Source organism: Eubacterium sp. AM46-8 (assembly GCF_003466705.1).
Lineage (GTDB): Bacteria > Bacillota > Clostridia > Lachnospirales > Lachnospiraceae > Lachnospira.
Genome location: NZ_QSEU01000016.1, coordinates 20,409 through 45,158 on the forward strand (window position 1 = coordinate 20,409; position 24,750 = coordinate 45,158).

At 40.0% G+C, this 24,750-nt stretch carries 31 protein-coding genes and 4 pseudogenes; 32 read left to right on the forward strand and 3 right to left on the reverse strand.

The genetic code is table 11. The features are described from left to right. Positions 1 to 26 precede the first annotated feature (26 nt). The 6 genes from rpsL (at position 27) to DW963_RS10710 (ending at position 6,225) form a co-directional block, all read left to right on the forward strand. The gene (rpsL, locus tag DW963_RS10685; protein ID WP_041687887.1) at positions 27 to 446 is read left to right on the forward strand and encodes a 30S ribosomal protein S12; all 420 of its coding nucleotides are present in this window, start codon (positions 27 to 29) and stop codon (positions 444 to 446) included. Between the two features lie 219 nt (positions 447 to 665). Beyond that, entirely contained in the window at positions 666 to 1,136 is a 471-nt protein-coding gene (gene rpsG, locus DW963_RS10690) for a 30S ribosomal protein S7 (protein WP_012738559.1), read from the forward strand. A gap of 24 nt (positions 1,137 to 1,160) precedes the next feature. Next, positions 1,161 to 3,323 (forward strand): elongation factor G, encoded by a 2,163-nt coding sequence (gene fusA / locus DW963_RS10695; RefSeq protein ID WP_117915683.1) that lies wholly within the window; start codon positions 1,161 to 1,163, stop codon positions 3,321 to 3,323. Between the two features lie 121 nt (positions 3,324 to 3,444). After that, complete coding sequence (gene tuf / locus DW963_RS10700) at positions 3,445 to 4,638, forward strand: elongation factor Tu (RefSeq protein ID WP_117915685.1); 1,194 nt, start codon at positions 3,445 to 3,447, stop codon at positions 4,636 to 4,638. A gap of 103 nt (positions 4,639 to 4,741) precedes the next feature. Further along, positions 4,742 to 5,290, forward strand: coding sequence for a histidine phosphatase family protein (locus tag DW963_RS10705; protein WP_117915687.1), 549 nt, complete (start codon positions 4,742 to 4,744; stop codon positions 5,288 to 5,290). A gap of 119 nt (positions 5,291 to 5,409) precedes the next feature. Further along, positions 5,410 to 6,225 carry a C39 family peptidase gene (locus tag DW963_RS10710; RefSeq protein ID WP_158568704.1) on the forward strand — a complete coding sequence of 272 codons (816 nt, stop codon included), beginning with the start codon at positions 5,410 to 5,412 and terminating at the stop codon, positions 6,223 to 6,225. Positions 6,226 to 6,264: 39 nt separating this feature from the next. Here DW963_RS10710 and DW963_RS14055 read toward each other — a convergent pair whose 3' ends face one another. Then, complete coding sequence (locus tag DW963_RS14055) at positions 6,265 to 6,432, reverse strand: hypothetical protein (RefSeq protein WP_353652817.1); 168 nt, start codon at positions 6,430 to 6,432, stop codon at positions 6,265 to 6,267. Between the two features lie 2 nt (positions 6,433 to 6,434). Beyond that, on the reverse strand, positions 6,435 to 7,613 hold the full coding sequence (locus tag DW963_RS10715; protein ID WP_353652818.1) for an MATE family efflux transporter: 1,179 nt from the start codon (positions 7,611 to 7,613) through the stop codon (positions 6,435 to 6,437). 162 nt (positions 7,614 to 7,775) lie between these two features. On the opposite strand from DW963_RS10715, the gene DW963_RS10720 reads away from it, so the two are divergent. Together DW963_RS10720 and DW963_RS10725 are read left to right on the forward strand one after the other, a co-directional pair. After that, on the forward strand, positions 7,776 to 8,288 hold the full coding sequence (locus DW963_RS10720) for a Gx transporter family protein (protein WP_022097717.1): 513 nt from the start codon (positions 7,776 to 7,778) through the stop codon (positions 8,286 to 8,288). A 15-nt stretch (positions 8,289 to 8,303) separates the two neighbouring features. Continuing rightward, positions 8,304 to 8,696, forward strand: coding sequence for a NusG domain II-containing protein (locus tag DW963_RS10725; RefSeq protein ID WP_158568706.1), 393 nt, complete (start codon positions 8,304 to 8,306; stop codon positions 8,694 to 8,696). Here the strand turns inward: DW963_RS10725 and DW963_RS10730 are convergent, their stop codons facing one another. After that, positions 8,697 to 9,587 carry a class I SAM-dependent methyltransferase gene (locus tag DW963_RS10730; protein ID WP_117915693.1) on the reverse strand — a complete coding sequence of 297 codons (891 nt, stop codon included), beginning with the start codon at positions 9,585 to 9,587 and terminating at the stop codon, positions 8,697 to 8,699. It lies immediately after the preceding gene. A 249-nt stretch (positions 9,588 to 9,836) separates the two neighbouring features. Between DW963_RS10730 and DW963_RS13795 the strand changes: the two are divergent. The 24 genes and pseudogenes from DW963_RS13795 to rpmD all read left to right on the forward strand — a co-directional run. Further along, positions 9,837 to 10,825: pseudogene (locus DW963_RS13795) on the forward strand (SulP family inorganic anion transporter); the annotation flags it as partial. Then, a complete protein-coding gene (locus DW963_RS13800; RefSeq protein WP_286169335.1) occupies positions 10,811 to 11,944 on the forward strand; it encodes an STAS domain-containing protein in 1,134 nt (377 codons plus the stop codon). The pseudogene DW963_RS13795 and the gene DW963_RS13800, both read left to right, overlap by 15 nt. Before the next feature lie 20 nt (positions 11,945 to 11,964). Continuing rightward, positions 11,965 to 13,781 (forward strand): annotated as a pseudogene (locus tag DW963_RS10740) (ABC-F family ATP-binding cassette domain-containing protein). A gap of 111 nt (positions 13,782 to 13,892) precedes the next feature. Beyond that, positions 13,893 to 15,290 carry a zinc-ribbon domain-containing protein gene (locus DW963_RS10745; RefSeq protein ID WP_117915695.1) on the forward strand — a complete coding sequence of 466 codons (1,398 nt, stop codon included), beginning with the start codon at positions 13,893 to 13,895 and terminating at the stop codon, positions 15,288 to 15,290. A gap of 367 nt (positions 15,291 to 15,657) precedes the next feature. Further along, entirely contained in the window at positions 15,658 to 15,972 is a 315-nt protein-coding gene (gene rpsJ, locus DW963_RS10750; RefSeq protein ID WP_012738571.1) for a 30S ribosomal protein S10, read from the forward strand. Positions 15,973 to 16,138: 166 nt separating this feature from the next. Further along, a complete protein-coding gene (gene rplC, locus DW963_RS10755) occupies positions 16,139 to 16,774 on the forward strand; it encodes a 50S ribosomal protein L3 (RefSeq protein WP_012738572.1) in 636 nt (211 codons plus the stop codon). 28 nt (positions 16,775 to 16,802) lie between these two features. Continuing rightward, positions 16,803 to 17,423 carry a 50S ribosomal protein L4 gene (gene rplD / locus DW963_RS10760; RefSeq protein WP_022097712.1) on the forward strand — a complete coding sequence of 207 codons (621 nt, stop codon included), beginning with the start codon at positions 16,803 to 16,805 and terminating at the stop codon, positions 17,421 to 17,423. Continuing rightward, positions 17,423 to 17,722 carry a 50S ribosomal protein L23 gene (gene rplW / locus DW963_RS10765; protein ID WP_012738574.1) on the forward strand — a complete coding sequence of 100 codons (300 nt, stop codon included), beginning with the start codon at positions 17,423 to 17,425 and terminating at the stop codon, positions 17,720 to 17,722. The genes rplD and rplW overlap by 1 nt, the downstream gene beginning before the upstream one ends. A gap of 56 nt (positions 17,723 to 17,778) precedes the next feature. Further along, positions 17,779 to 18,621: a 50S ribosomal protein L2 gene (gene rplB / locus DW963_RS10770; protein ID WP_117915697.1), complete on the forward strand. Its 843-nt coding sequence runs from the start codon at positions 17,779 to 17,781 to the stop codon at positions 18,619 to 18,621. A gap of 56 nt (positions 18,622 to 18,677) precedes the next feature. After that, positions 18,678 to 18,953, forward strand: coding sequence for a 30S ribosomal protein S19 (gene rpsS, locus DW963_RS10775; RefSeq protein WP_012738576.1), 276 nt, complete (start codon positions 18,678 to 18,680; stop codon positions 18,951 to 18,953). 28 nt (positions 18,954 to 18,981) lie between these two features. Beyond that, positions 18,982 to 19,367, forward strand: a pseudogene (rplV, locus tag DW963_RS10780) (50S ribosomal protein L22). A gap of 30 nt (positions 19,368 to 19,397) precedes the next feature. Beyond that, the gene (rpsC, locus tag DW963_RS10785) at positions 19,398 to 20,075 is read left to right on the forward strand and encodes a 30S ribosomal protein S3 (RefSeq protein WP_117915700.1); all 678 of its coding nucleotides are present in this window, start codon (positions 19,398 to 19,400) and stop codon (positions 20,073 to 20,075) included. After that, positions 20,075 to 20,512 (forward strand): 50S ribosomal protein L16, encoded by a 438-nt coding sequence (rplP, locus tag DW963_RS10790; protein ID WP_012738579.1) that lies wholly within the window; start codon positions 20,075 to 20,077, stop codon positions 20,510 to 20,512. Before rpsC ends, rplP begins: the two co-directional genes overlap by 1 nt. Continuing rightward, on the forward strand, positions 20,502 to 20,702 hold the full coding sequence (gene rpmC, locus DW963_RS10795; RefSeq protein ID WP_012738580.1) for a 50S ribosomal protein L29: 201 nt from the start codon (positions 20,502 to 20,504) through the stop codon (positions 20,700 to 20,702). The genes rplP and rpmC overlap by 11 nt, the downstream gene beginning before the upstream one ends. 43 nt (positions 20,703 to 20,745) lie before the next feature. Then, positions 20,746 to 21,003, forward strand: a complete 258-nt coding sequence (gene rpsQ / locus DW963_RS10800; RefSeq protein WP_012738581.1) for a 30S ribosomal protein S17 — start codon at positions 20,746 to 20,748, stop codon at positions 21,001 to 21,003. A 39-nt stretch (positions 21,004 to 21,042) separates the two neighbouring features. Continuing rightward, positions 21,043 to 21,411, forward strand: a complete 369-nt coding sequence (rplN, locus tag DW963_RS10805; protein ID WP_012738582.1) for a 50S ribosomal protein L14 — start codon at positions 21,043 to 21,045, stop codon at positions 21,409 to 21,411. Between the two features lie 11 nt (positions 21,412 to 21,422). Next, positions 21,423 to 21,734: a 50S ribosomal protein L24 gene (gene rplX / locus DW963_RS10810; protein WP_012738583.1), complete on the forward strand. Its 312-nt coding sequence runs from the start codon at positions 21,423 to 21,425 to the stop codon at positions 21,732 to 21,734. A 21-nt stretch (positions 21,735 to 21,755) separates the two neighbouring features. Beyond that, the gene (gene rplE, locus DW963_RS10815; RefSeq protein ID WP_117915702.1) at positions 21,756 to 22,295 is read left to right on the forward strand and encodes a 50S ribosomal protein L5; all 540 of its coding nucleotides are present in this window, start codon (positions 21,756 to 21,758) and stop codon (positions 22,293 to 22,295) included. A 17-nt stretch (positions 22,296 to 22,312) separates the two neighbouring features. Beyond that, on the forward strand, positions 22,313 to 22,498 hold the full coding sequence (locus DW963_RS10820) for a type Z 30S ribosomal protein S14 (RefSeq protein ID WP_012738585.1): 186 nt from the start codon (positions 22,313 to 22,315) through the stop codon (positions 22,496 to 22,498). Between the two features lie 52 nt (positions 22,499 to 22,550). Further along, a pseudogene (gene rpsH, locus DW963_RS10825) lies at positions 22,551 to 22,951 on the forward strand (30S ribosomal protein S8). 96 nt (positions 22,952 to 23,047) lie between these two features. Then, a complete protein-coding gene (gene rplF / locus DW963_RS10830) occupies positions 23,048 to 23,590 on the forward strand; it encodes a 50S ribosomal protein L6 (protein ID WP_022097709.1) in 543 nt (180 codons plus the stop codon). Between the two features lie 17 nt (positions 23,591 to 23,607). Beyond that, positions 23,608 to 23,976 carry a 50S ribosomal protein L18 gene (gene rplR, locus DW963_RS10835; RefSeq protein ID WP_012738588.1) on the forward strand — a complete coding sequence of 123 codons (369 nt, stop codon included), beginning with the start codon at positions 23,608 to 23,610 and terminating at the stop codon, positions 23,974 to 23,976. Between the two features lie 19 nt (positions 23,977 to 23,995). Beyond that, entirely contained in the window at positions 23,996 to 24,505 is a 510-nt protein-coding gene (rpsE, locus tag DW963_RS10840; protein WP_022097708.1) for a 30S ribosomal protein S5, read from the forward strand. Between the two features lie 40 nt (positions 24,506 to 24,545). Continuing rightward, the gene (gene rpmD / locus DW963_RS10845; RefSeq protein ID WP_022097707.1) at positions 24,546 to 24,728 is read left to right on the forward strand and encodes a 50S ribosomal protein L30; all 183 of its coding nucleotides are present in this window, start codon (positions 24,546 to 24,548) and stop codon (positions 24,726 to 24,728) included. Positions 24,729 to 24,750: the final 22 nt, after the last annotated feature.

Sequence of the window (24,750 nt, forward strand, 5' to 3'; positions counted from 1 at the left end):
TTCTAATTTCGGGAGGTGAAAACGGAATGCCAACATTTAACCAGTTAGTAAAACAGGGAAGAAAGACTGCAGTAAAGAAGTCTACAGCACCAGCTCTTCAGAAGGGTTACAACTCACTTCAGAAGAAGGCAACAGATATCTCTTCTCCACAGAAGAGAGGTGTTTGTACAGCTGTTAAGACTGCTACACCTAAGAAGCCTAACTCAGCTCTTAGAAAGATCGCCAGAGTACGTCTTTCTAATGGTATCGAGGTAACATCTTACATCCCAGGTGAGGGACACAATCTTCAGGAACACAGTGTTGTTCTTATAAGAGGTGGAAGAGTAAAGGATTTACCAGGTACAAGATACCACATCATCAGAGGAACACTTGATACAGCAGGTGTTGCAAAGAGAAGACAGGCTCGTTCTAAGTACGGTGCTAAGAGACCTAAGGACGCTAAGTAATTAAGCCTGAATTAAGACACGCATTTATATGAATGCATGCAAGTTTTACAATTTGCAAGAGTCGGATTCGTAAGAATCTGATTTTTACGAACAAATTAAATTTTGAATTGTGCCGGAATTAGATTAATCAAGAGGTTGCAGGTTAATATATACGGCGCGAACACATTTTTTATTTGTGAGTACCTATGATTTAATAAATTTATTAAGGAGGGAAGAACCGTGCCACGTAAAGGACATACACAGAAAAGAGATGTATTAGCAGATCCTATTTACAACAATAAGGTAGTTACTAAGCTTATCAACAACATTATGCTTGATGGTAAGAGAGGAGTAGCTCAGAAGATTGTTTACGGTGCTTTTGATAGAGTTGCAGCTAAGACTGAGAGACCAGCTATCGAAGTATTTGAAGAAGCTATGAATAATATTATGCCAGTTCTTGAAGTTAAGGCTAGACGTATCGGTGGAGCTACTTACCAGGTACCTATCGAAGTTAAGCCAGACAGAAGACAGGCTTTAGCTCTTCGTTGGATGACTACATTCTCTAGAGCAAGAGGCGAGAAGACTATGGAAGAAAGACTCGCTAACGAAATTCTTGATGCAGCTAACAACACAGGTGCATCAGTAAAGAGAAAAGAAGATATGCACAAGATGGCAGAAGCAAACAAGGCTTTTGCTCATTACAGATTCTAATTATAATTATAGGAGGTTTTATCCATGGCTGGAAGAGAATATCCATTGGAGAGAACCAGAAATATCGGAATTATGGCTCATATTGATGCTGGTAAGACAACATTAACAGAGCGTATCCTTTATTATACTGGTGTTAATCACAAGATTGGTGATACTCATGAAGGTACTGCTACTATGGACTGGATGGCCCAGGAGCAGGAGAGAGGTATCACAATCACTTCAGCTGCTACAACATGTCACTGGACACCTGAGAAAGAGGGTAAGCCAGATAAGACACAGCCAGAATACCGTATTAACATTATCGATACTCCAGGACACGTTGACTTCACAGTAGAGGTTGAGCGTTCACTTAGAGTACTTGATGGTGCCGTAGGTGTATTCGATGCACAGAACGGTGTTGAGCCACAGTCAGAGAATGTATGGCGTCAGGCTGATAAGTACAATGTACCTCGTATGGCTTTCATGAACAAGATGGATAAGATGGGTGCTGATTTCTTCGGATCATGCAACCAGCTTATTACAAAGCTTGGAAAGAATCCTGTACTTGTACAGATTCCTATCGGTAAGGAAGATGACTTCAAGGGAATTATCGACTTATTCGAGATGAAGGCTTATGTCTTCAACGGAGATAAGGGTGATGATATCGTTGTTGGCGATATTCCTGCTGATTTAGCTGATCAGGCTCAGGAATACCATGACAAGCTTGTTGAGCAGTGTGCTGAACTTGATGAAGACCTTATGGAGAAGTTCTTTAACGATGAGGAAATTTCAGTTCCAGAGTTAAAGGCTGCTTTAAGAAAGGGTACTATTGAAGGTACAGCTATTCCTTGTCTTTGCGGTACAGCTTATAAGAACAAGGGCGTTCAGAAGCTTCTTGATGCTGTTATCGAGTACATGCCAGCTCCTACAGATATCCCAGATATCACAGGTGTTGACGAAGACGGTAACGAAGTAACAAGAAAGTCATCTGATGAAGAGCCATTTGCAGCTCTTGCATTCAAGATTATGACGGATCCATTCGTTGGTAAGTTAGCATTCTTCAGAGTTTACTCAGGTACATTAAACGGTGGTTCATATGTACTTAACTCTAATAAGAATAAGAAAGAAAGAGTTGGCCGTATCCTTCAGATGCACGCTAACCAGAGAAAAGAAATTGATAAGGTTTACTCAGGAGATATCGCTGCTGCAGTAGGTCTTAAGGTTACAGTAACAGGTGATACTATCTGTGATGAGGCACATCCAGTTATCTTAGAGTCTATGGAATTCCCAGAGCCAGTTATCGAGCTTGCTATCGAGCCAAAGACTAAGAATGACCAGGGTAAGATGGGTGAAGCTTTAGCAAAGCTTGCTGAAGAAGATCCTACATTCCGTGCTCATACAGATCAGGAAACAGGTCAGACAATCATCGCTGGTATGGGTGAGCTTCACCTTGATATCATCGTTGACAGACTTCTTCGTGAGTTCAAGGTAGAGGCTAACGTTGGTGCACCTCAGGTTGCTTACAGAGAGTGCTTTACTAAGGCAGTTGATGTTGATAGTAAGTATGCTAAGCAGTCAGGTGGACGTGGTCAGTATGGTCACTGTAAAGTACGTTTCTCACCACTTGAAGCTAACGTTGATAAGTTTGATGTTGAGACAAAGAACACAGTATTAATTAACGAACCTCCAGTACTCTTCTGTGAGTCTTCAGTAGTTGGTGGTGCTATTCCTAAGGAATATATCCCTTCAGTTGCTGACGGTATCAGAGAAGCTGCTAATTCAGGTATCTTAGCTGGATTCCCAGTTCTCGGACTTAGAGCAGATATTTACGATGGTTCATACCATGAAGTCGATTCTTCAGAAATGGCATTCCACATTGCTGGTTCTATGGCATTCAAGGATGCTATGGCTAAGGCAGCACCTGCCCTTCTTGAGCCTATCATGAAGGTTGAGGTTACTATGCCAGAAGAATACATGGGTGATGTAATCGGTGATATCAACTCACGTAGAGGACGTATTGAGGGTATGGAAGATATCTCAGGTGGTAAGATGATTAAAGCATTCGTTCCACTTGCTGAGATGTTCGGATATGCTACTGACCTTCGTTCTAAGACACAGGGTCGTGGTAACTACTCTATGTTCTTCGATAAGTATGAGCAGGCTCCAAAGTCTGTTCAGGATAAGGTTATTTCTGATAGAAATAAGTAATAACTATAAAAATATAGTTGAAATATTTCACTAAATGAAATATAATAAATATCAGCTATGACAAAGCCCGAGGGGGATACCCCTCAGGGCAATCTAAATATTTTTAGGAGGATTTTAAACAATGGCAAAGGCTAAATTTGAGAGAACAAAACCACATTGTAACATTGGTACAATCGGACACGTAGATCACGGTAAGACTACATTAACAGCTGCTATCACAAAGACTCTTCATGAGAGACTTGGTACAGGTGAGGCTGTTGCATTCGAGAATATTGATAAGGCACCAGAGGAAAGAGAAAGAGGTATCACTATCTCTACAGCTCACGTTGAGTATGAGACAGAGAAGAGACACTATGCACACGTTGACTGTCCAGGACATGCTGATTATGTAAAGAACATGATCACAGGTGCTGCTCAGATGGATGCAGGTATCCTTGTTGTTGCTGCTACTGATGGTGTTATGGCTCAGACAAGAGAGCATATCCTTCTTGCTCGTCAGGTTGGTGTTCCTTACATCGTTGTATTCATGAACAAGTGTGATATGGTTGATGATCCAGAACTTCTTGAATTAGTAGATATGGAAATCAGAGAACTTCTTAACGAGTACGGATTCCCAGGAGATGATACTCCAATCATCCAGGGTTCAGCTCTTAAGGCTCTTGAAGATCCTAACAGCGAATGGGGAGATAAGATCCTTGAGCTTATGCATACTATTGATGAGTATGTTCCAGATCCAGAAAGAGATACAGATAAGCCATTCCTTATGCCTGTAGAGGACGTATTCTCTATCACAGGACGTGGTACTGTTGCTACTGGTAGAGTAGAGAGAGGTGTTCTCCACGTTAATGAGGAAGTTGAAATCGTTGGTATCCATGAAGATATCCGTAAGGTAGTTGTAACTGGTATCGAGATGTTCAGAAAGCTTCTTGATGAGGCTCAGCCAGGTGATAACATTGGTGCACTTCTTAGAGGTGTTCAGAGAGACGAGATCCAGAGAGGACAGGTTCTCTGCAAGCCAGGTTCAATCACACCACACCACAAGTTTACAGCTCAGGTTTACGTATTAACAAAGGACGAGGGTGGACGTCATACTCCATTCTTCAACAACTACAGACCACAGTTCTACTTCAGAACAACTGATGTAACTGGTGTTTGTGAGCTTCCAGCTGGTACAGAAATGTGCATGCCTGGTGATAACGTAGAGATGACAGTTGAACTTATCCATAACGTAGCTATGGAGCAGGGTCTTCGTTTCGCTATCCGTGAGGGTGGTAGAACAGTTGGTTCTGGTGCTGTTGCATCTATCATCGAGTAATTGTTATTAATACAGTTCTTTCAAGGGTTTCCGGGTTTCTCGGGGACCCTTTTTTGCGCTCGCTAAGTAATGAACCAGAGTATGATAAAAAGAGGAGTACAACATGTTATATATAATGCGACATGGAAAAACGGACTGGAATGCATGTCATAAATTACAGGGAAGAACAGATATACCACTTAATGATGAAGGCAGAATGATGGCGGCAGAGGCTGGGAAAAAGTATGCAGATATACATTTTGACATATGTTATTCATCTCCTTTAGTAAGAGCAAAAGAGACAGCCGAGATTTTTCTCAAAGGAAGGGGAGTACCTGTATATACAGATGACAGGCTTGTTGAGATGGGATTTGGAATATATGAGGGAATAGAGAATTCATTTGCTATAGATGACTGTCCGATTAATACTCTTTTTAAGAAACCGGAGGATTATGTGACGGTTGAAGGCGGGGAAAGTTTTGAACAGCTTTTCGCAAGAACAGGAGAGTTTATAGACAATGTGGTTATGCCACAGGTTAATAGTGGCAAAGATATACTGATTGTTGGTCATGGTGCGATGAACTGCAGTATTATAGCAAAATTCAGAGGAACACCACTGGGTAAATTCTGGGATGGTATGACTGATAATTGTCAGGTAGTAAAGCTTATATAATATTATAAAACACAATTTTACGATTTATTCAGACCAAATTATGCTAGGTTTCGTATATAAGTATAGAAGTTAATAAATGAGACTTTGACTTACAACGGAAGGTTAGGATGGTGATTGGGATGAGTAGGAGAGATAGCAGGAGAAAATACAAAAAAAGAGGAAAAAGGAAGAATCAAATATTCCTTGTAATGATGACTATACTGGCATGTACGGTAGCAATTGTATTAACAGTCAAGATGAATAATAAGAATGTCAGCAAAGGTGTAGCAGTAGGTGCAGAATATACAGCAATTAAGAGCGATGGTAATGTGACGGAGGAACAGCTTTCTGTAAGTGAAGAGACTGTAAATGATTTACCAGATGTATACAGAATAGAATGCTATGAATCGCTTAATCAGAATCCAGAGCTGCCAACAGGATGCGAGATTACATCGTTAACATCCGTACTAAATTATTACGGCTGTAATGTTGATAAAACAACTATGTCAGATGAATATCTTAAGAAAGGCAATGGCAGCTTCTACGAAATGTTTCTTGGTAATCCAAGGGATAACACAAGTTATGGATGCATGTCACAGCCAATTGTTAATGCAGCTAATAAATATTTCAAAGTTAATAATATGTCAGCAGTTGCAAAGAATATCAGCGGAACAGATTTTAAAGAGATTCTAGGTATGGTTGCTCAGGGTGACCCGATAGTAATATGGAATACAATAGATATGAGACAGCCATATGAATCTAAGACATTTGTATTTAATGGGAAAGAATATACATGGATGTCTCCAGAACATTGTGTTGTAATTACAGGATATGATTTTAATAAGAATATTGTTTATATAATGGATCCTATGGAAGGTAATATAACAAGGAATCTTGAGACATTTCAATCCAGATATGAAGCGATGCACAGCCAGGCTGTCTATATTATAGAATAATTAAGGGAGGGCAATATTGTCCTCCCTTTAGTCATGTTATTAGTTTGATTTAATATTATGCCTTGCATTAAGCTTCTTGGCACAATGTATGAATGCAGGGAATAAAAATGCGTCAGCAGCAATCCATGCGATTGGTGAGGCGAGGCATGCACCCATGAATCCAATATTTGGAATAAGTATGATGGCTGCAAACGCACGGCCAATCATCTCTAAGATACCAGCTGATATTGCAATACGGAGAAGCCCATACCCTGTATGCAGAATCGGACTACGTTAACACCTGTAAGCGGAATGTAGAAGCATGCAGATGCAAGAATGAACTGTCTTGTAAGAGCAATAATTGTTGTCTCAGATGCATTAACGAATAATAATGCAATATAATCTGTAGTGAAATACAGTGCAATAAGTGAAAGAACACTGTATACTGAACCAATTATCATAGCAGAGCGTACGCCCTGACCAAGTCTTTTGATTTTGGCAGCTCCAACATTCTGTCCGGCATAGGTTGCCATGGTAGAGCCGAGTGCATCAAATGGACAACAGGTAAAGTTGAACATCTTAGAACCGGCAGTCATTGCAGCTACATATGTTGAACCAAGTGTATTGACAGCAGCCTGAAGGATTGTACTTCCGATGGCTGTTATTGAATACTGGAGTCCCATTGGAACACCGTTCATGCACAGGTTAGTGATAAATCTTCTATCAAGTACCCTTTCTGATTTGTCACCTTTTAAGATGTCATATTTCTTATACATATATATAAGGCAGGTAAGTCCTGAAATTAACTGTGATGTTACGGTCGCCCAGCCGGCTCCGGCAACACCCATCTTACATACAAGAATAAGAAAGAAATCAAGTACTACATTTATTATTGAAGAAAGCACCAGGAAAACTACAGGTGTCTTACTGTCGCCGAGCGAGCGGATAACACCGGATACCATGTTGTATAGGAACACTGTTGGGATTCCTATGAATATAACTACTATGTAATTGTAGGCATGGTCAATAATATCTATCGGCGTATTCATGATAATAAGTATCCTGCGGCAGAATATTACGGATGCAAGTGTAAGCACTATGGCAAACACAATACTGCAGATATATCCGTTAAATACATATTTTCTAAGGTCAGCAGGCTTCTTTGCACCAAAGCATTGGGCAACCGGAATCACGAATCCGTTACAGACTCCCATACAGAAACCGATTATCATGAAGTTGATAGAACCTGTTGCTCCAACTCCGGCAAGAGCTTCAACACCGAGAGTTTTACCAACGATTATTGTGTCAACAAGGTTGTAGAACTGCTGAAACAGCATTCCGAACAGCATTGGAACTGCAAATCCAAGAATATGCTTGGAAGGCGAACCATTTGTCATGTCTTTTACCATAGGATTTCCTCACTTTCGTATATTTATAAAGCCAAATGATTATACTATATTTTTACAAACTGTCAAACTCATTTTGCACGAATTTGAATTAATTTAACGAATTATTGTCTTAATATGAAATGTCTGTTAAAATGCATAGGTAATATTTATGCGGAGGCAGATATGAAGAAAACTTTTGATGTTAAGAGACTTACAACGCTGGCATTACTTACAACAATTGCACTGACAATATTTGTTGTGGAATCAGCGATACCTACGCTTGTTCCAATACCGGGAGTTAAGTTAGGGCTTGCCAATATAGTCACACTTTTTGTATTAAAAAGGTATAAATTCAGTGATGCAGCTATTGTGCTGGCTATGAGAATTATACTGGCTACAATATTTACAGGGCAGGCAGTATCATTTATATATAGTGTAAGTGGTGGATTTTTATGTCTTATTGTGATGGCAGCTGTTAATAAATTGCTTAGGGGACAGTATATATTCCTTACAGGTATACTTGGCGCGGTGTCGCACAATGCAGGCCAGATTCTTGCTGCATTTTTCATACTCAGATTGTCAGGTATATTTGCGTACATGCCGTTCCTTGTGATAAGCGGTGTTATAACAGGTCTGTTTACGGGCCTTGTGTGCTTCTTTGCAGACAGATATATTCCTAAAAAATATACTATGTAGCAGATGGAGGAGATTGTGAAAAAAAGAGTTATTGCAGTGGTGGCTGTGATTGTCCTGCTTGTCGGGGCAAGTGTGGCTTCTATTATATATATGAAATCAGGAAAGAATGACGGTAGAAAGACTGCTTATATATACAGAGATAACGAATTGTTAAGAACTGTTTCGTTAGATGATGTTAAGAATCCGTACACGTTCAGGATTGAATACGGGGATGGAGAGTATAATGATATTCTTGTCGAGAATGGAAAGATTAAGATTGCTGATGCAAGCTGTCCGGATAAGCTGTGTGTGAACATGGGCTATATATCTGAGCCTTTAATGCCAATCACATGTCTGCCTAATCATCTTGTTATTAGAATTGTGAATGACGGCGAAGAATCGCCGTCACTCGATGGTGTTGTGTATTAATTATTTCATCCAGCGGCCAGAAGCTCCACATGGAAGAACAAGTCCGTTGCTTGAAACAGGAAGACCTACTTCCTGTGAATCACAGTGTCCGCCAAAGCTCTTAAGTTCTGTGCTTAACATATAAGTAAGAACGGCTGGCTGAAGACCTGTAGTGTATGAATTAATAAGGAAAAATAATGGTTTATCAGAAAGAAGCTGTGCACAAAGCTTAACAAGCGGGTGTATGGCTTCTTCTATTTTCCAAATTTCTCCTTTAGGACCACGACCATATGAAGGTGGATCCATGATGATTGCGTCGTAATGGTTACCTCTTCTTATCTCTCTTTCTACAAACTTTACACAGTCATCAACTATCCATCGGATAGGCTTGTCGATAAGTCCTGAAGATTGTGCATTTTCTTTAGCCCATGCGACTATACCCTTAGAAGCATCTACATGCGTAACATTAGCACCTGCGGCTGCACATGCAAGTGTTGCTCCACCAGTATAAGCAAACAGGTTAAGAACCTTTACAGGTTCACTGCCACGCTTTTTCCTGGCATCAGAGATTATCTTTCCAAACCAGTCCCAGTTAGCAGCCTGCTCAGGGAATATTCCTGTGTGCTTGAAGCTGAATGGCTTTAAGTTGAATGTCAGCTCCTGTTCAAATGAAGGACTGTTGTAGTGAATCTGCCACTGCTGTGGAAGGTCAAAGAACTCCCATTCTCCGCCGCCCTTAGAACTTCTGTGGTAATGACCGTTCATATTCTTCCAGCCACGCTCTTTCTTAGGGGTGTCCCATATTACCTGTGGGTCCGGGCGTACAAGAATATACTTACCCCAGCGTTCAAGTTTTTCGCCCTTAGAGGTATCTATTACTTCATAATCTTTCCAGTTGTCAGCTATAAACATAATTAAGTATCCTTTTCTATATAAAAATGTGTTGCAGTTTGGTACCGCATTTGTTATTAAATAATTATATACGAAAATATTAATAACTGCAATCGTGCAAAAATGTTTTGAACAGGCTTATTTTATGTTAATATATTCTATCGAAATCTGATTAAGGGGCGATGCATATTGAAAAATGTTAGTTTAAAGAATATACAGAAGGATATTATTTCAGGAATAATTGTTGCACTTGTGTCAATTCCTATATCAATGGGATATGCACAGATTGCGGGACTGCCTGCGGTGTATGGTCTGTACTGCTCTATTCTGCCAGTGCTTATATATGGACTTGTGACATCTTCGCCGCAGTTCGTGTTCGGAGTGGATGCAACTCCGGCGGCACTTGTTGGTGGAACACTTGCAACGCTCGGGATAGTGTCAGGCTCTGAGGAGGCGAAGGCAGTAGTTCCGGCGATAACTTTAGTTGCAGCATTGTGGCTGCTGCTTTTCTTTTTTATTAAAGCAGGCCGTATTGTCAATTACATATCAACACCTGTAATGGGTGGATTTATAAGCGGTATTGGTGTGACAATAATTCTTATGCAGGCAGCAAAGCTGTTTGGTGGTAATGCGGGAACAGGAGAGGCAATAAGCTTCTTATACATATAGCTGGTGAGATGAAGTCGTTCAATCTGTTGTCGGCAGTGCTTGGAGTCGGAACAGTTGTGATTATTCTTGTTGCGAAGAAGTTCATTCCAAAGTTTCCGATGTCAGTACTTCTTATGGTACTTGGTGCACTTGCAACTGCAATTTTTCATATTGACAGATTCGGTGTTAAGCTTCTTCCACATGTTGATAAGGGGCTGCCGGGATTCTCACTTCCTGATATGTCGGTTGTGTTTAAGAATCCGTCAGATATAATACTTCTTGGACTTTCAGTGGCAGGTGTTGTCATGGCGCAGACATTGCTTGCAACTAATAATTATGCCAACAAATATGGCTATAAAGTAAGCAATAACAGAGAAATTCTGTCTTATGCTGCTGCAAATGCGGCTTCTGCTGTAATTGGCGGATGTCCTTTGAATGGAAGTGTGTCAAGAACAGGAATTGCAGATCAGTTTGGTTGTAAATCACAGATTATGTCAATAACAGCTTCTCTGACAATGCTTCTTATAGTGCTTTTTGGTACGCCGGTGCTTGAGTATCTTCCTGTACCAATACTTACAGGAATTGTTGTTGCTGCATTGATTGGAATTACTGAATTCAGGCTTGCAGTTAAATTATGGAAAACAGACCATAAGGAGTTTGCAATATTTGTAGGAGCATTTTTAGGCGTTCTGTTATTCGGAACGATATACGGAGTTGTAATCGGTGTAATTCTTTCATTCATTGCTGTTATTGTCAAAGCGGTTGAACCGCCAAGAGCATTTCTCGGAGTTATACCGGGACAGGATGGGTTCTACAGCCTTAACAGATACCGTAATGTAAAGAGGATAAAAGGTGCGGTTATATACAGATTTAATGGTGCACTTTTCTTTGCAAATATTAATACATTTGTTGATGATATAGAAAAGAATCTTGATGATAATACTAAAATGGTAATTGTAGACGCCGGAGGTGTGGGTTCTATTGATGTGACGGCAGTTGACAGGCTTATGTCTTTATATAAGACACTTGAAAAGAAAGGCATCAGGTTCTATATTACAGAGCATGAACACACGCTTAATGACCAGTTAAGGGAACTTGGCGCAGGCATGCTTGTTGAAAAAGGTGTTGTAAGAAGAACTATTCCGCTTGCCTTAAGAGATGCAGGGTTTGACAGACCTTATCCTGTTGAGGAGGGGGAAGGAGAGCAGGCTGTTTCTGGTGAGGTACATGAGGACAACGAAAGGCTTGCTGAGATCGAGTGGGCTTTTGGTGCAGATGCAGACGAATGGCTTGAGAAGATGGCAACAGAGATGGCTGATGAGATTGGCAGTGTCAAGAAAGATGAGAAGAATGTTATTGTTGATGCTGAAAAGCATGCAGCATGGGGAAGAATCGGACTCTTTGATGAGAATGAGCTGCTTGAGCGACTTGAGATGCATTTGTTTGATGATAAAAAATATTCGAATCTTGATATTGATGATATTGAGAAAAGAATTGATGAACGCCGTGTGGTTGTCGAGAAGAAGCTGGCACAGATTAATCCTGACGCAATCCAGATGCTTAAAGAACACAGAAAGGAAATGCTTGACAGAGTAAAACTTCACAATCCGTATGCATATGAGCATATGATGGAGCAGAAGAGGAAGCATTATGAACATCTGAAGAAGAAAGACCCGGAGCTTGCACAGAAGCTTAAGAATTTCTATAATCTTTCAGATGATGACCAATAATTTATATAACGGAGATAATAGTGAATATATTAAATATTGAAAAGGTCAGCAAGACCTACGGAGAAAAGGAACTTTTTAATAATATAAGTCTGGGAATTAACAGTGGTGATAAGATTGGGCTTATAGGTGTGAATGGAACGGGTAAGTCTACTCTTTTAAAGATTATTGCGGGTGTTGAAGAACCAGATGAGGGACAGGTTGTAAAGGGCAAGGGAATTGAGCTTGCGTATCTTGCGCAGACACCTCTGTATTATGATAATGAAAATGTACTGGAATATGTTATGCGTGGAAAGCATGCAGACAGCCAGCCGAAAGCAAAAGAGATTCTTAACAAGCTTGGAATAACAAATCACGCTGCAATGATGAATATTTTATCAGGCGGTCAGAAAAAGAGAGCAGCACTTGCAAGAACTTTAGTTGAGCCGGCAAGGCTTCTTATTCTTGACGAACCTACGAACCATCTTGATAATGACATGGTGCTCTGGCTGGAGCAGTTTATTAAGAGTTTTAGGGTGAACTTATCATGGTTACTCATGACAGGTATTTCCTTGATAATGTAACTAACAGGATTGTTGAGCTTGATAAAGCTTCCCTGTACAGCTACGATACGAATTATTCAGGCTTTCTTGAGCTGAAGACCCAGCGTGAGGAGATGGAGAGGGCGACTGAAGCCAAGAGGCAGAATATATTAAGGAAAGAACTCGCGTGGATAAGAAGGGGATGTCAGGCTCGTTCTACCAAGCAGCAGGCCCGGATTGACAGATTTGAGGATATGAAGGAAGCTTCAAAGCAGGCGAGAGCCAGATTTGACAAGCAGCTTATGGATATGAATTCAGTCAGCAGCAGACTTGGAAGAAAGACTGTTGAACTTCACAACATTTGTAAAAGCTTTGGAGAGAGGACAATAATAGATGATTTTACCTACATTTTTCTAAGAGATGACAGAATCGGTATTGTTGGTGATAACGGATGCGGCAAGTCTACGCTTATGAAGATTATAGCAGGACAGCTTGAACCGGACAGCGGTAGTGTTGAGGTTGGAGAGACTGTAAGAATTGGATATTTCATGCAGGAGAATGAACCACTTGACGACAGTCTTACTGTGCTTGAGTTCGTAAGAAGCATAGGTGAATATGTTACGACGGCAGATGGAAAGGCAACAGCGTCACAGATGTGTGAGAAGTTTTTGTTTACACCGAAGCAGCAGTGGACACCGATAAGCAAGCTGTCAGGTGGTGAGAAGAGAAGACTTTATCTGTTAAGTGTTCTTATGAGTGCGCCAAATGTGCTTATTCTCGATGAGCCTACCAATGATCTTGACATTGAAACTCTTGAGATTCTTGAGGAGTATCTTGATGGATTTGCAGGTATTGTAATTACAGTTTCACATGACAGATATTTTCTTGACAGAGTCGTTGACAGGATATTTGCATTTGAGGCAGGAGGCCACCTTACACAGTATGAAGGTGGTTATACGGACTACAGGGATAAATGTGTTTCTTCTATATATAATGTGGCATCAAATGGAACAGCTGATGCGCCCAAATCAAAGGCAGCAGGGCAAGTGAAGAAAGCATATAACAGTCATGAGGATAAGATTAAGTTCACATACATGGAACAGAAGGAATATGAGACTATAGATGATGATATAGAGAAGCTTGAAACTAAAGTTTCAGAACTTGATAACGAGATTGCAAAGAATGCAACTTCTTATTCTAAGCTTGCAGAACTTACTAAGGAAAAGGAAGATGTGGAAAGGCAGCTTGAAGAAAAGATGGAGCGATGGGAATATCTTAATGATCTTGCAGAAAAAATAGAGAAACAGAAACAGCAGTAAATATTAACAAAACAAGTGAAGTTAGAACAGATTATTTGGTTGAGTAAATCATATATTCATGGTATGATGATATATGATTTACTATATTAATCATATGAGGGAGGAGAAATTATGTTTTGCCCAAATTGCGGAACAAAGAATGAAGATGAGGCACTATTCTGTGGGAACTGTGGGACACGTCTAGTGATAGATGTGCCTCAGGAGACACCGGTGCAGGAAAGTGTGGAAGAAGAGCCAGAGGTAACACCGGTACAGGAGAATGTGCCAGCAGAGCCGGAGGAAACACCGGTACAGGGGAGTGTGCCAGTTCAGCCACAGCAGGTTTTTGGTCAGCAGCCTGTACAGCAGGCACAGTTTACAGGCCAGGTTTCTGGTCAGCAGCCTGCCAATAAAAAGCCTGCCAGATTTCCTAAGGGTATAATTGCAATTGTAGCTGCGGGAGTTGCTGTGATAGCTGCCATAATTATATTTGTATGTGTGGGAAAGAATGTGACAGACTATAAGAAAACTGCCAAGCAGTATGTTAAGGCGGTTGCAGAGTGTGAATGGAATGATGCGTATAGTCTTATTAATCTGCCTGATGGAGAGTTCCTGACTAAAGAAGCATTTATTAATGTTCATGCAGATGCGACTGGTGAGAAAGTTGAAAAGATGGCAGCAGATGACATTGTCTCAACATATAGCAAGATGCCTGGTAACAAGGCTGTTAAGGTCGGATATATAACAGATTCTGGAATGCAGTATAATGATGTGTATCTTACAGTAGCCAATAAGCACTATATGCTTTTTTTTAAGAAGTATAAAGTCAGTGCTGAGAATCTTGTGGTAAAGGATGTTACAATAAAGGTTCCAAAGGGACTTACGTTATATATTAATGATGTTATTGTCGGTGATGGATATAAGTCTGATGCATCTAAGAATGGAAACAGCTCTTCTGATGAATACGTTATACCATATCTTTTTAATGGAAAGAATAATATTAAGGTAACTGGAGAATTTATAGAGGACTATACAACACAGCTTTATGCAGCATATGATGAAGATACATTTACAGTTGGAGCATACAATGCAAAATATGTTAATTCGAAGCTTGAAGAACTTAAGACACAGGCAAGAACAGATGTGGATACAATTATTAACGCTGTACAGGCAAAGAAAGATTATTCAGCTATAACCGACAGGGTGTGCAAAGAAGAAAAGAAGAACATAGAGTCAGTTTATAAGAATATTTACGACAGCTACAATGACAAATACAAAACTGTATCTGATTTGAAGATTTCCAAATTCACAGCTTCTATCGCGGATACATCTTTCAGAGTGGATTCAGATGACGGATGCCCAATGATTAAAGTTTCAATTAAACTAGGATATACATACAAGATACAGTATTCAGGAAGCGATAAGGCTAACGAAAAGAATAATAGTAATAATTCTGCTTACATATATTATAAATATGAAGATGGTAAGTGGAACATTAATTCTATGTATCTTGGATTTGGATTTTATTAAAATAATGTTTCGACCGTACAATTGTACCGGTCGAATTTGTTTTATATTGTACTAAAAAAAATACAATATTTTCTGTTGATTTTGTATAGGGATTAGTGTATATTAATACTTGCTGTGACATTGATAGCTGTGAAGCGTGAGGTTGCTGCTTTAATAAAGCAGGTTTTCCGTGGAGCGAATGTCAATGCTGGAGATAATCTCCGGCGAAGAAACTGGCGACAAGTCACTGTACCAAAATCATCTGCAATCCGCAGAAATGACGCGCGTGGGTCGAATTATGAATGAGACTATATGATACGCGTGGGAGTGTGTACAGTCACCGCTTGTCGTACTTAAACAATAAAGTGCGAAGGAGGCGACTTTTTTTATGGCAAATCAGGTAATCAGAATTACTCTGAAGGCTTACGATCATCAGTTGATTGATCAGTCAGCTAAGAAAATCATCGAAACTGCTAAGAAGACAGGAGCACAGGTGAGTGGTCCGGTACCTCTTCCAACAAAGAAGGAAGTTGTTACTATTCTTAGAGCTGTTCATAAGTACAAGGATTCAAGAGAGCAGTTCGAGCAGAGAACTCATAAGAGACTTATCGATGTATTATCACCATCTCAGAAGACTGTAGATGCATTATCTAAGTTAGAGATGCCAGCTGGTGTATTCATCAACCTTAAGGTAATGAACTAATCATTATCTGGAATTTTTCATTATTAAAGCAATAATCCTAAGGGTTTAATATAGAAGTAACAAGCAGTGGTGCGGGTTCCACTTATATTAGCTGTTCTAGGATGACAGGATGCGCTGTGTATCACACATCATCTTGTCCGCTGTAGATTAAACAGGAGGAAAATCAATGAAGAAGGCAATTTTAGCTACAAAAGTCGGAATGACTCAAATCTTCAACGAAGACGGTGTTTTAACACCTGTAACTGTTCTTCAGGCTGGTCCTTGTGTTGTTACACAAGTTAAGACAGTAGAAAACGACGGTTACGATGCAGTTCAGGTTGGTTTTGCTGACATTAGAGAAAAGTTAGTAAACAAGCCTGTTAAAGGACATTTTGATAAGGCAGAGGTTCCTTATAAGAGATTCTTAAGAGAGTTCAAGTTTGAGAACGCTTCAGAGTATTCTGTAAAGGACGAAATCAAGGCTGATATCTTCGCTGCAGGCGATAAGGTTGATGCAACTGCTATTTCAAAGGGTAAAGGTTTCCAGGGCGCAATCAAGAGATTAGGCCAGTCAAGAGGACCTATGGCTCATGGTTCTAAGTTCCACAGACATCAGGGTTCAAACGGATCAGCAACAACACCTGGTAGAGTATTCAAGGGAAAAGGAATGCCTGGACATATGGGTTCTAAGAGAATCACAATCCAGAATCTTGAAGTAGTAAGAGTTGATGTTGAAAACAACGTAATCTTAGTTAAGGGTGCAGTACCTGGACCTAAGAAATCATTAGTAACACTGAAAGAAACAGTAAAAGCTGCTAAGTAGTTTTTGCTAAGGAAGGAGGACCACACAGATGGCAAACGTATCTGTTTACAATATTGAAGGCAAAGAAGTTGGTTCAATCGAATTAAATGATGCTGTATTTGGTGTTGAAGTTAACGAACATCTCGTACACATGGCAGTAGTTAACCAGCTTGCAAATAATCGTCAGGGAACACAGAGCGCAAAGACACGTTCAGAAGTTTCTGGTGGCGGAAGAAAACCTTGGAGACAGAAAGGAACTGGTCATGCAAGACAGGGTTCTACAAGATCTCCACAGTGGACAGGCGGTGGTGTTGTATTTGCACCAAAGCCAAGAGATTATTCATTCAAGATGAATAAGAAGGAAAAGAGAATTGCTCTTCTTTCTGCATTATCATCAAAGGTTGCTGACAACAAGATCGTAGTTCTTGATGCATTTAACCTTGACGAAGTTAAGACAAAGAAGTTCGCAGAAGTTATGAGCAACTTAAAGGTTGATAAGGCTTTAGTAGTTATTGAAGGTGAGAACAAGAACGTAGTTCTTTCAGGAAGAAACATTCCTACAGTTAAGGTTTCAGCTACTAACGAAATCAACACATACGATGTATTAAAGTATGAAACATTAGTAGTTACTAAGGCTGCTGTTGAAAAATTAGAGGAGGTGTATGCATAATGGCAAACGTACAGTATTATGATGTAATCCTCAAGCCTGTAATCACAGAAAAGTCTATGGCTGATATGGCAGATAAGAAGTATACATTCTTAGTTCATACAGATGCTAACAAGACAATGATTAAGGATGCTGTTGAGAAGATGTTCGAAGGAACTAAGGTTGCTTCAGTTAACACAATGAATCTTGATGGCAAGAAGAAGAGAAGAGGCAGAACAGCTGGTACAACTTCTAAGACTAAGAAGGCAATTGTACAGTTAACAGCTGACAGCAAGGAAATCGAAATCTTTGAAGGCCTTTAATTAGTAGCTTTAAAGTGTAGAAAACAATATTACACAGACTCGAAAGGAGAGAAATAATGGGAATTAAGACATATAACCCATATACACCTTCCAGAAGAAATATGACTGGATCTGATTTCTCAGAGATTACAAAGAGTACTCCAGAGAAGTCATTACTTGCTAAGAAGAGCAAGAATGCTGGTCGTAACAACCAGGGTAAGATTACTGTAAGACACCACGGTGGTGGAAACAGACAGAAATATAGAATAATTGATTTCAAGAGAAACAAGGAAGGCGTTCCAGCACAGGTTATCGGAATTGAGTACGATCCAAACAGAACAGCTAACATCGCTCTTATCTGCTACGCAGATGGCGAGAAGGCATATATCCTTGCTCCTCAGGGATTAACAGATGGCATGACAGTACAGAATGGTGCTGGTGCAGAAGTAAGAGTAGGTAACTGCTTACCACTTTCAGAGATTCCAGTTGGTACTCAGGTACACAACATTGAATTATATCCAGGTAAGGGTGGACAGCTTGTTCGTTCTGCTGGAAACTCAGCTCAGCTTATGGCTAAGGAAGGCAAGTATGCAACACTTAGATTACCATCAGGCGAGATGAGAATGGTTCCAATTATCTGCCGCGCAACAATCGGTGTTGTAGGTAATGGAGATCACAACCTTATTAATCTTGGTAAGGCTGGACGTAAGAGACATATGGGTATCAGACCTACAGTTCGTGGTTCTGTTATGAACCCTAATGACCATCCACATGGTGGTGGTGAAGGTAGAGCACCAGTTGGTCGTCCAAGCCCAATGACACCTTGGGGCAAGCCAGCTATGGGTCTTAAGACTCGTAAGGCTAAGAAGGCTTCAAACAAGCTTATCGTAAGAAGAAGAAACGGAAAGGCTATTAAGTAATTAGCCTACAATCGTAACTATTATTATTCACGAAGATTATAAGGAGGTTTCAACCTATGGCTCGATCACTTAAAAAGGGAGCATTTGCAGACGAGAGCTTACTTAAGAAAGTTGATGCTTTAAATGCTGCAAACGACAAACAGGTTATTAAGACTTGGTCTCGTCGTTCAACAATTTATCCTCAGTTTGTAGGTCATACAATCGCTGTTCATGATGGTAGAAAGCATGTGCCTGTATATGTTACAGAGGATATGGTTGGTCATAAGCTCGGTGAGTTCGTTGCAACAAGAACTTACAGAGGACACGGCAAAGACGAAAAGAAGAGTAGATAATTTGAATTTTTGAAAGGAGGTTTAATCCATGGCTAACGGACATAGATCCCAGATTAAACGTGAAAGAAACGCTGTTAAGGATACAAGACCAAGCGCAAAGTTATCTTACGCTAGAGTATCTGTTCAGAAGGCTTGTTTCGTATTAGATGCTATCAGAGGCAAGAGCTTGATGAAGCACTTGCAATTGTTATGTACAATCCAAGATATGCATCATCTATTATAGAGAAGTTATTAAAGTCAGCAGCAGCTAATGCTGAGAACAATAACGGTATGGACCCAAGTAAGTTATATGTAGAAGAATGCTACGCTAACAAGGGACCAACAATGAAGAGAGTACATCCAAGAGCACAGGGTAGAGCTTACAGAATCGAAAAGAGAATGAGCCATATCACTGTTGTTTTAAATGAAAGATAATTATTTTCTAAGAGATAGAAAGGAGTCTTTATGGGACAGAAAGTTAATCCTCATGGTTTAAGAGTTGGCGTAATCAAAGACTGGGATGCAAAGTGGTATGCAGAAGACGATTTCGCTGATAACCTTGTAGAAGATTATAACATTAGAAAATTCCTCAAGAATAAGTTATATGCTGCAGGAATTTCAAAGATTGAAACAGAGAGAGCTTCAGACAGATTAAAGATCGTTATTCATACAGCTAAGCCTGGTATCGTAATCGGTAAGGGCGGTGCTGAAATCGAGAGCTTAAAGAAGCAGGTAGAGAAGTTAACATCTGCTAAGAAGTTAAGCATTGATATCAAGGAAGTTAAGAGACCAGATAAGGATGCTCAGCTTGTTGCAGAGAACATCGCTCAGCAGTTAGAGAATCGTATCTCTTTCAGAAGAGCTATGAAGTCTTGCATGGGCAGAACAATGAAGCAGGGAGCTAAGGGTATCAAGACATCTTGTTCAGGACGTCTCGGTGGAGCTGATATGGCTCGTACAGAGTTCTATAGCGAGGGTACAATTCCTCTTCAGACACTTCGTGCAGATATCGACTATGGATTTGCAGAAGCAGATACAACTTATGGCAAGGTTGGTGTTAAGGTTTGGATCTACGAAGGTGAGGTTCTTCCTACAAAGAATAATGCCAACGCTAACGTAGAAAAGGAAGGGAGCGATAAGTAATGTTACTACCTAAGAGAGTTAAACATCGTAGACAGTTCCGTGGTTCTATGGCTGGTAAGGCTACAAGAGGCAATAAGATCACTAATGGTGAATTCGGTATTGTTGCAACAGAACCTTGTTGGATCAAATCAAATCAGATAGAAGCTGCCCGTGTCGCTATGACAAGATATATTAAGCGTGGTGGTAAAGTATTTATAAAGATTTTCCCAGATAAGCCGGTAACAGGTAAGCCTATCGGTGTTCGTATGGGTAAAGGTAAAGGTAACTTGGAGTGCTGGGTAGCAGTAGTTAAACCTGGACGTGTAATGTTCGAGATTTCAGGCGTTGCTGAAGAAACAGCAAGAGAAGCTTTACGTCTCGCAACACATAAGCTTCCTTGCAAGTGCAAGATTGTTTCACGTGCAGACTTAGAAGGCGGTGATAACAGTGAAAATTAATAAGTATGTAGAAGATTTAAAGGCAAAATCAGCTGCAGAGTTAAATGAAGAATTAGTAGCTGCTAAGAAGGAACTTTTCAATTTAAGATTCCAGAACGCAACAAATCAGCTGGACAACACAAGCAGAATTAAGGAAGTTCGTAAGAACATCGCTAGAATCCAGACTGTAATTGCACAGAAGAATGCTTAATTAAGGCATGTAGACTTAGATATCCTAAGAAAGGAGAATAACTGTGGAAGAGAGAAATTTGAGAAAAACTCGTACAGGTAAGGTTATAAGCAATAAGATGGATAAGACAATCGTTGTTGCAGTACAGGACAACGTTAAGCATCCACTTTACAATAAGATCGTTAAAAGAACTTACAAGTTAAAGGCACACGATGAGAACAATGAATGTTTAATCGGAGATGTTGTTAAGGTAATGGAGACTAGACCTTTATCTAAGGATAAGAGATGGAGATTAGTTGAGATTATCAGTAGAGCAAAATAATAAGAATTTATTTGTGATATTACTGAAAGGAGTAGTATTATGGTACAACAGGAAACCAGACTTAAGGTTGCTGATAATACTGGTGCTAAGGAAATTCTTTGTATCAGAGTTATGGGCGGATCTACAAGAAGATATGCAAATATCGGTGATGTAATTGTCGCTACTGTTAAAGAAGCAACACCAGGCGGCGTTGTTAAAAAGGGTGACGTTGTTAAGGCCGTTGTCGTACGTTCAGTAAAGGGCGCACGTCGTAAGGACGGTTCATATATTAAATTTGATGAGAATGCTGCTGTTATAATTAAAGATGATCAGACTCCTAAGGGAACTCGTATCTTTGGTCCAGTAGCCAGAGAGTTAAGAGATAAGAAGTTCATGAAAATCGTATCTCTTGCTCCAGAAGTATTATAGGAGGTACCACAATGTCAGCTGTTAGAATTAAAAAAGGCGATACTGTTAAGGTTATCGCAGGAAAAGACAAGGGCAAAGAGGGCAAGGTATTGTCTGTAAATGCTAAGAATCATACAGCATTAGTTGAGGGTGTTAACATGGTTACAAAGCATGCTAAGCCAAGCGCAGCTAATCAGCAGGGTGGAATTCTCCACCAGGAAGCACCAATCGATATCTCAAATATCGCTTACTCATTAAAGGGTAAGGAAACAAAGATTGGTTATGACTTCAAGGACGGTAAGAAAGTTCGTGTTGCTAAGGCAACTGGCGAAGTTATCGATTAATAAAGGAAGGAGGCAATAATTTTGAGTAGACTTAGAGAATTATACGATAATGAAATTACTAAGAAAATGACTGAGAAATTCGGTTACAAGAACCCAATGATGGTTCCAAAGATTGATAAGATCGTAATTAACATGGGCGTTGGCGAAGCTAAGGAAAATTCAAAGCTTCTTGACACAGCTGTTAAGGAAATGGAAACAATTGCTGGTCAGAAGGCAGTTCTTACAAGAGCTAAGAATTCAATTGCTAACTTCAAGTTAAGAGAGGGTCAGGCAATTGGTTGTAAGGTTACATTAAGAGGAGAGAAGATGTATGAGTTCCTTGACAGATTAGTAAACCTTGCATTACCACGTGTACGTGACTTCCGTGGCGTTAGCGCTGATTCATTCGATGGAAGAGGTAACTATGCTTTAGGTATCAAAGAGCAGATTATCTTCCCAGAAATCGAATATGACAAGATTGATAAGGTTAGAGGTATGGATGTAATCATTACAACTACAGCTAAGACTGATGAGGAAGCTCGTGAGTTATTAAGATTATTCAACATGCCATTTAAGAAATAATTAAGGAGGGAAATTCAATGGCTAAGACTTCTATGAAGGTTAAGCAGCAGAGAGCACCTAAGTTCTCTACAAGAGCGTATACACGTTGTACAATATGTGGTCGTCCACATTCTGTTTTAAGAAAATACGGAATCTGCAGAATTTGCTTCCGTGAATTAGCTTACAAGGGACAGATTCCTGGAGTTAAGAAAGCATCTTGGTAAAATCAATTAACGTAGTCCTGGTAACAGGAAACCAGTTAAAATAAGGAGGAAAATTTCAATGACAGATCCAATTGCAGATATGCTTACAAGAATTCGTAATGCAAATACAGCAAAGCACGACACAGTTGATGTTCCATCATCTAAGATGAAGCTTGCAATCGCTAAGATTCTTTTAGACGAGGGTTATATTAAGTCTTATGAGCTCGTTGAGAATGGTAAGTTCAACGATATCCGTATTACATTAAAGTACGGTGCTTCTAAGAATGAGAAGATCATTTCAGGTCTCAGAGAATCTCTAAGCCAGGTCTTAGAGTATATGCAAACAAGGAAGAACTTCCAAAGGTTCTCGGTGGTCTTGGTGTAGCTATTATATCTACAAACAAGGGCGTTATCACTGACAAGGAAGCTAGAAAGCTCGGCGTTGGTGGAGAAGTTCTTTGCTTCGTTTGGTAATTATTGAACACTTACACACAGGGAAACGGGAATCCTATCCCATCGTAGTTCAGCGTATATGAATGTTTCCCTCATTATAATTAGGAGGTGCACGGCATGTCACGTATAGGAAGAATGCCTATCGCTATCCCAGCAGGAGTTACTGTTGAGATTGCAGAAAATAATAAAGTGACTGTAAAGGGTCCAAAGGGAACTCTTGAGAGAGTTTTACCAGCAGAGATGGACATTAAGCAGGAAGGTTCTGAAATCGTTGTTTCAAGACCAAATGACTTAAAGAAGATGAAGTCATTACATGGACTTACAAGAACACTTATTCATAACATGATTATTGGTGTTACAGAAGGCTATGAGAAGAAGCTTGAAGTTAACGGTGTTGGTTATAGAGCACAGAAGCAGGGTAAGAAGTTAGTTCTTTCATTAGGCTACTCTCATCCAGTTGAGATGGAAGATCCAGAAGGAATTGAAACAGTTCTTGATGGAACAAACATCATCATTGTTAAAGGTATCAGTAAAGAAGCAGTTGGCCAGTACGCAGCTGAAATCAGAGCAAAGAGAGCTCCAGAGCCATATAAGGGCAAGGGTATCAAGTATGCTGATGAAGTTATCAGACGTAAAGTTGGTAAGACTGGTAAGAAATAATTAAAGGAGAAAACATAATGGTTAGTAAGAAATCAAGAACAGTAGTTCGCGAACAGAAGCATAGAAGATTACGTAATCGTTTCAGTGGTACTGCAGAAAGACCACGTTTAGCTGTGTTCAGAAGCAATAATCATATGTATGCTCAGATTATTGACGACACAGTTGGAAAGACACTTGTATCAGCATCAACTCTTGATAAGGAAGTTAAGGCAGAGCTTGAGAAGACAAATAATGTTGAAGCAGCAGCTGCTGTTGGTACAGTCGTAGCAAAGAGAGCATTAGAAAAGGGAATCAAGACTGTTGTTTATGACAGAGGCGGTTTCATTTATGCAGGTAAAATTAAGGCATTAGCAGAGGCAGCTCGTGAAGCTGGCCTTGAATTCTAAGCGGAAGGGAGATTACAGTATGAAACGTACAATAATTGATGCTAGTCAGTTAGAATTAAATGATAATGTAGTATCAATCAAGCGTGTAACAAAGGTTGTAAAGGGCGGACGTAACATGCGTTTTGCAGCATTAGTAGTTGTTGGTGACGGCAACGGACACGTAGGTGCAGGTGTTGGTAAGGCAGCTGAAATTCCAGAAGCTATCCGCAAGGGAAAAGAAGATGCTATCAAACATTTAGTAGAAGTTCCAATCGATGAGAACGGTTCAGTTCCACATGATTTTCTTGGAAAGTTCGGAGGAGCTACAGTATTATTAAAGAGAGCTCCAGAAGGTACTGGTATCATCGCTGGTGGTCCAGCACGTTCAATCCTTGAGCTTGCAGGTATCAAGAATATCCGTACAAAGTCACTTGGATCAAACAACAAGCAGAATGTTGTATTAGCAACAATCGAAGGACTTAAGTCTATGAAGACTCCAGAAGAAGTTGCAAGACTTCGTGGAAAGTCAGTTAGCGAGATCCTTGGTTAATTAAATTGTGATTCCTGCTAAGCAGGAGATGGAGGTTAAAATGGCTGAGAAGTTAAGAATAACTTTAGTTAAGTCTCCAATCGGCGCTGTTCCTAAGCATAGAAAAACTGTTGAAGCTATGGGTCTTACAAAGATGCATAAGACAGTTGAACTTCCAGATAATGCTGCTACAAGAGGACAGATTCAGCAGATTGGTTATATGTTAAAGGTAGAAGAAATCTAATTACAGATAAGGAGGTGCAATG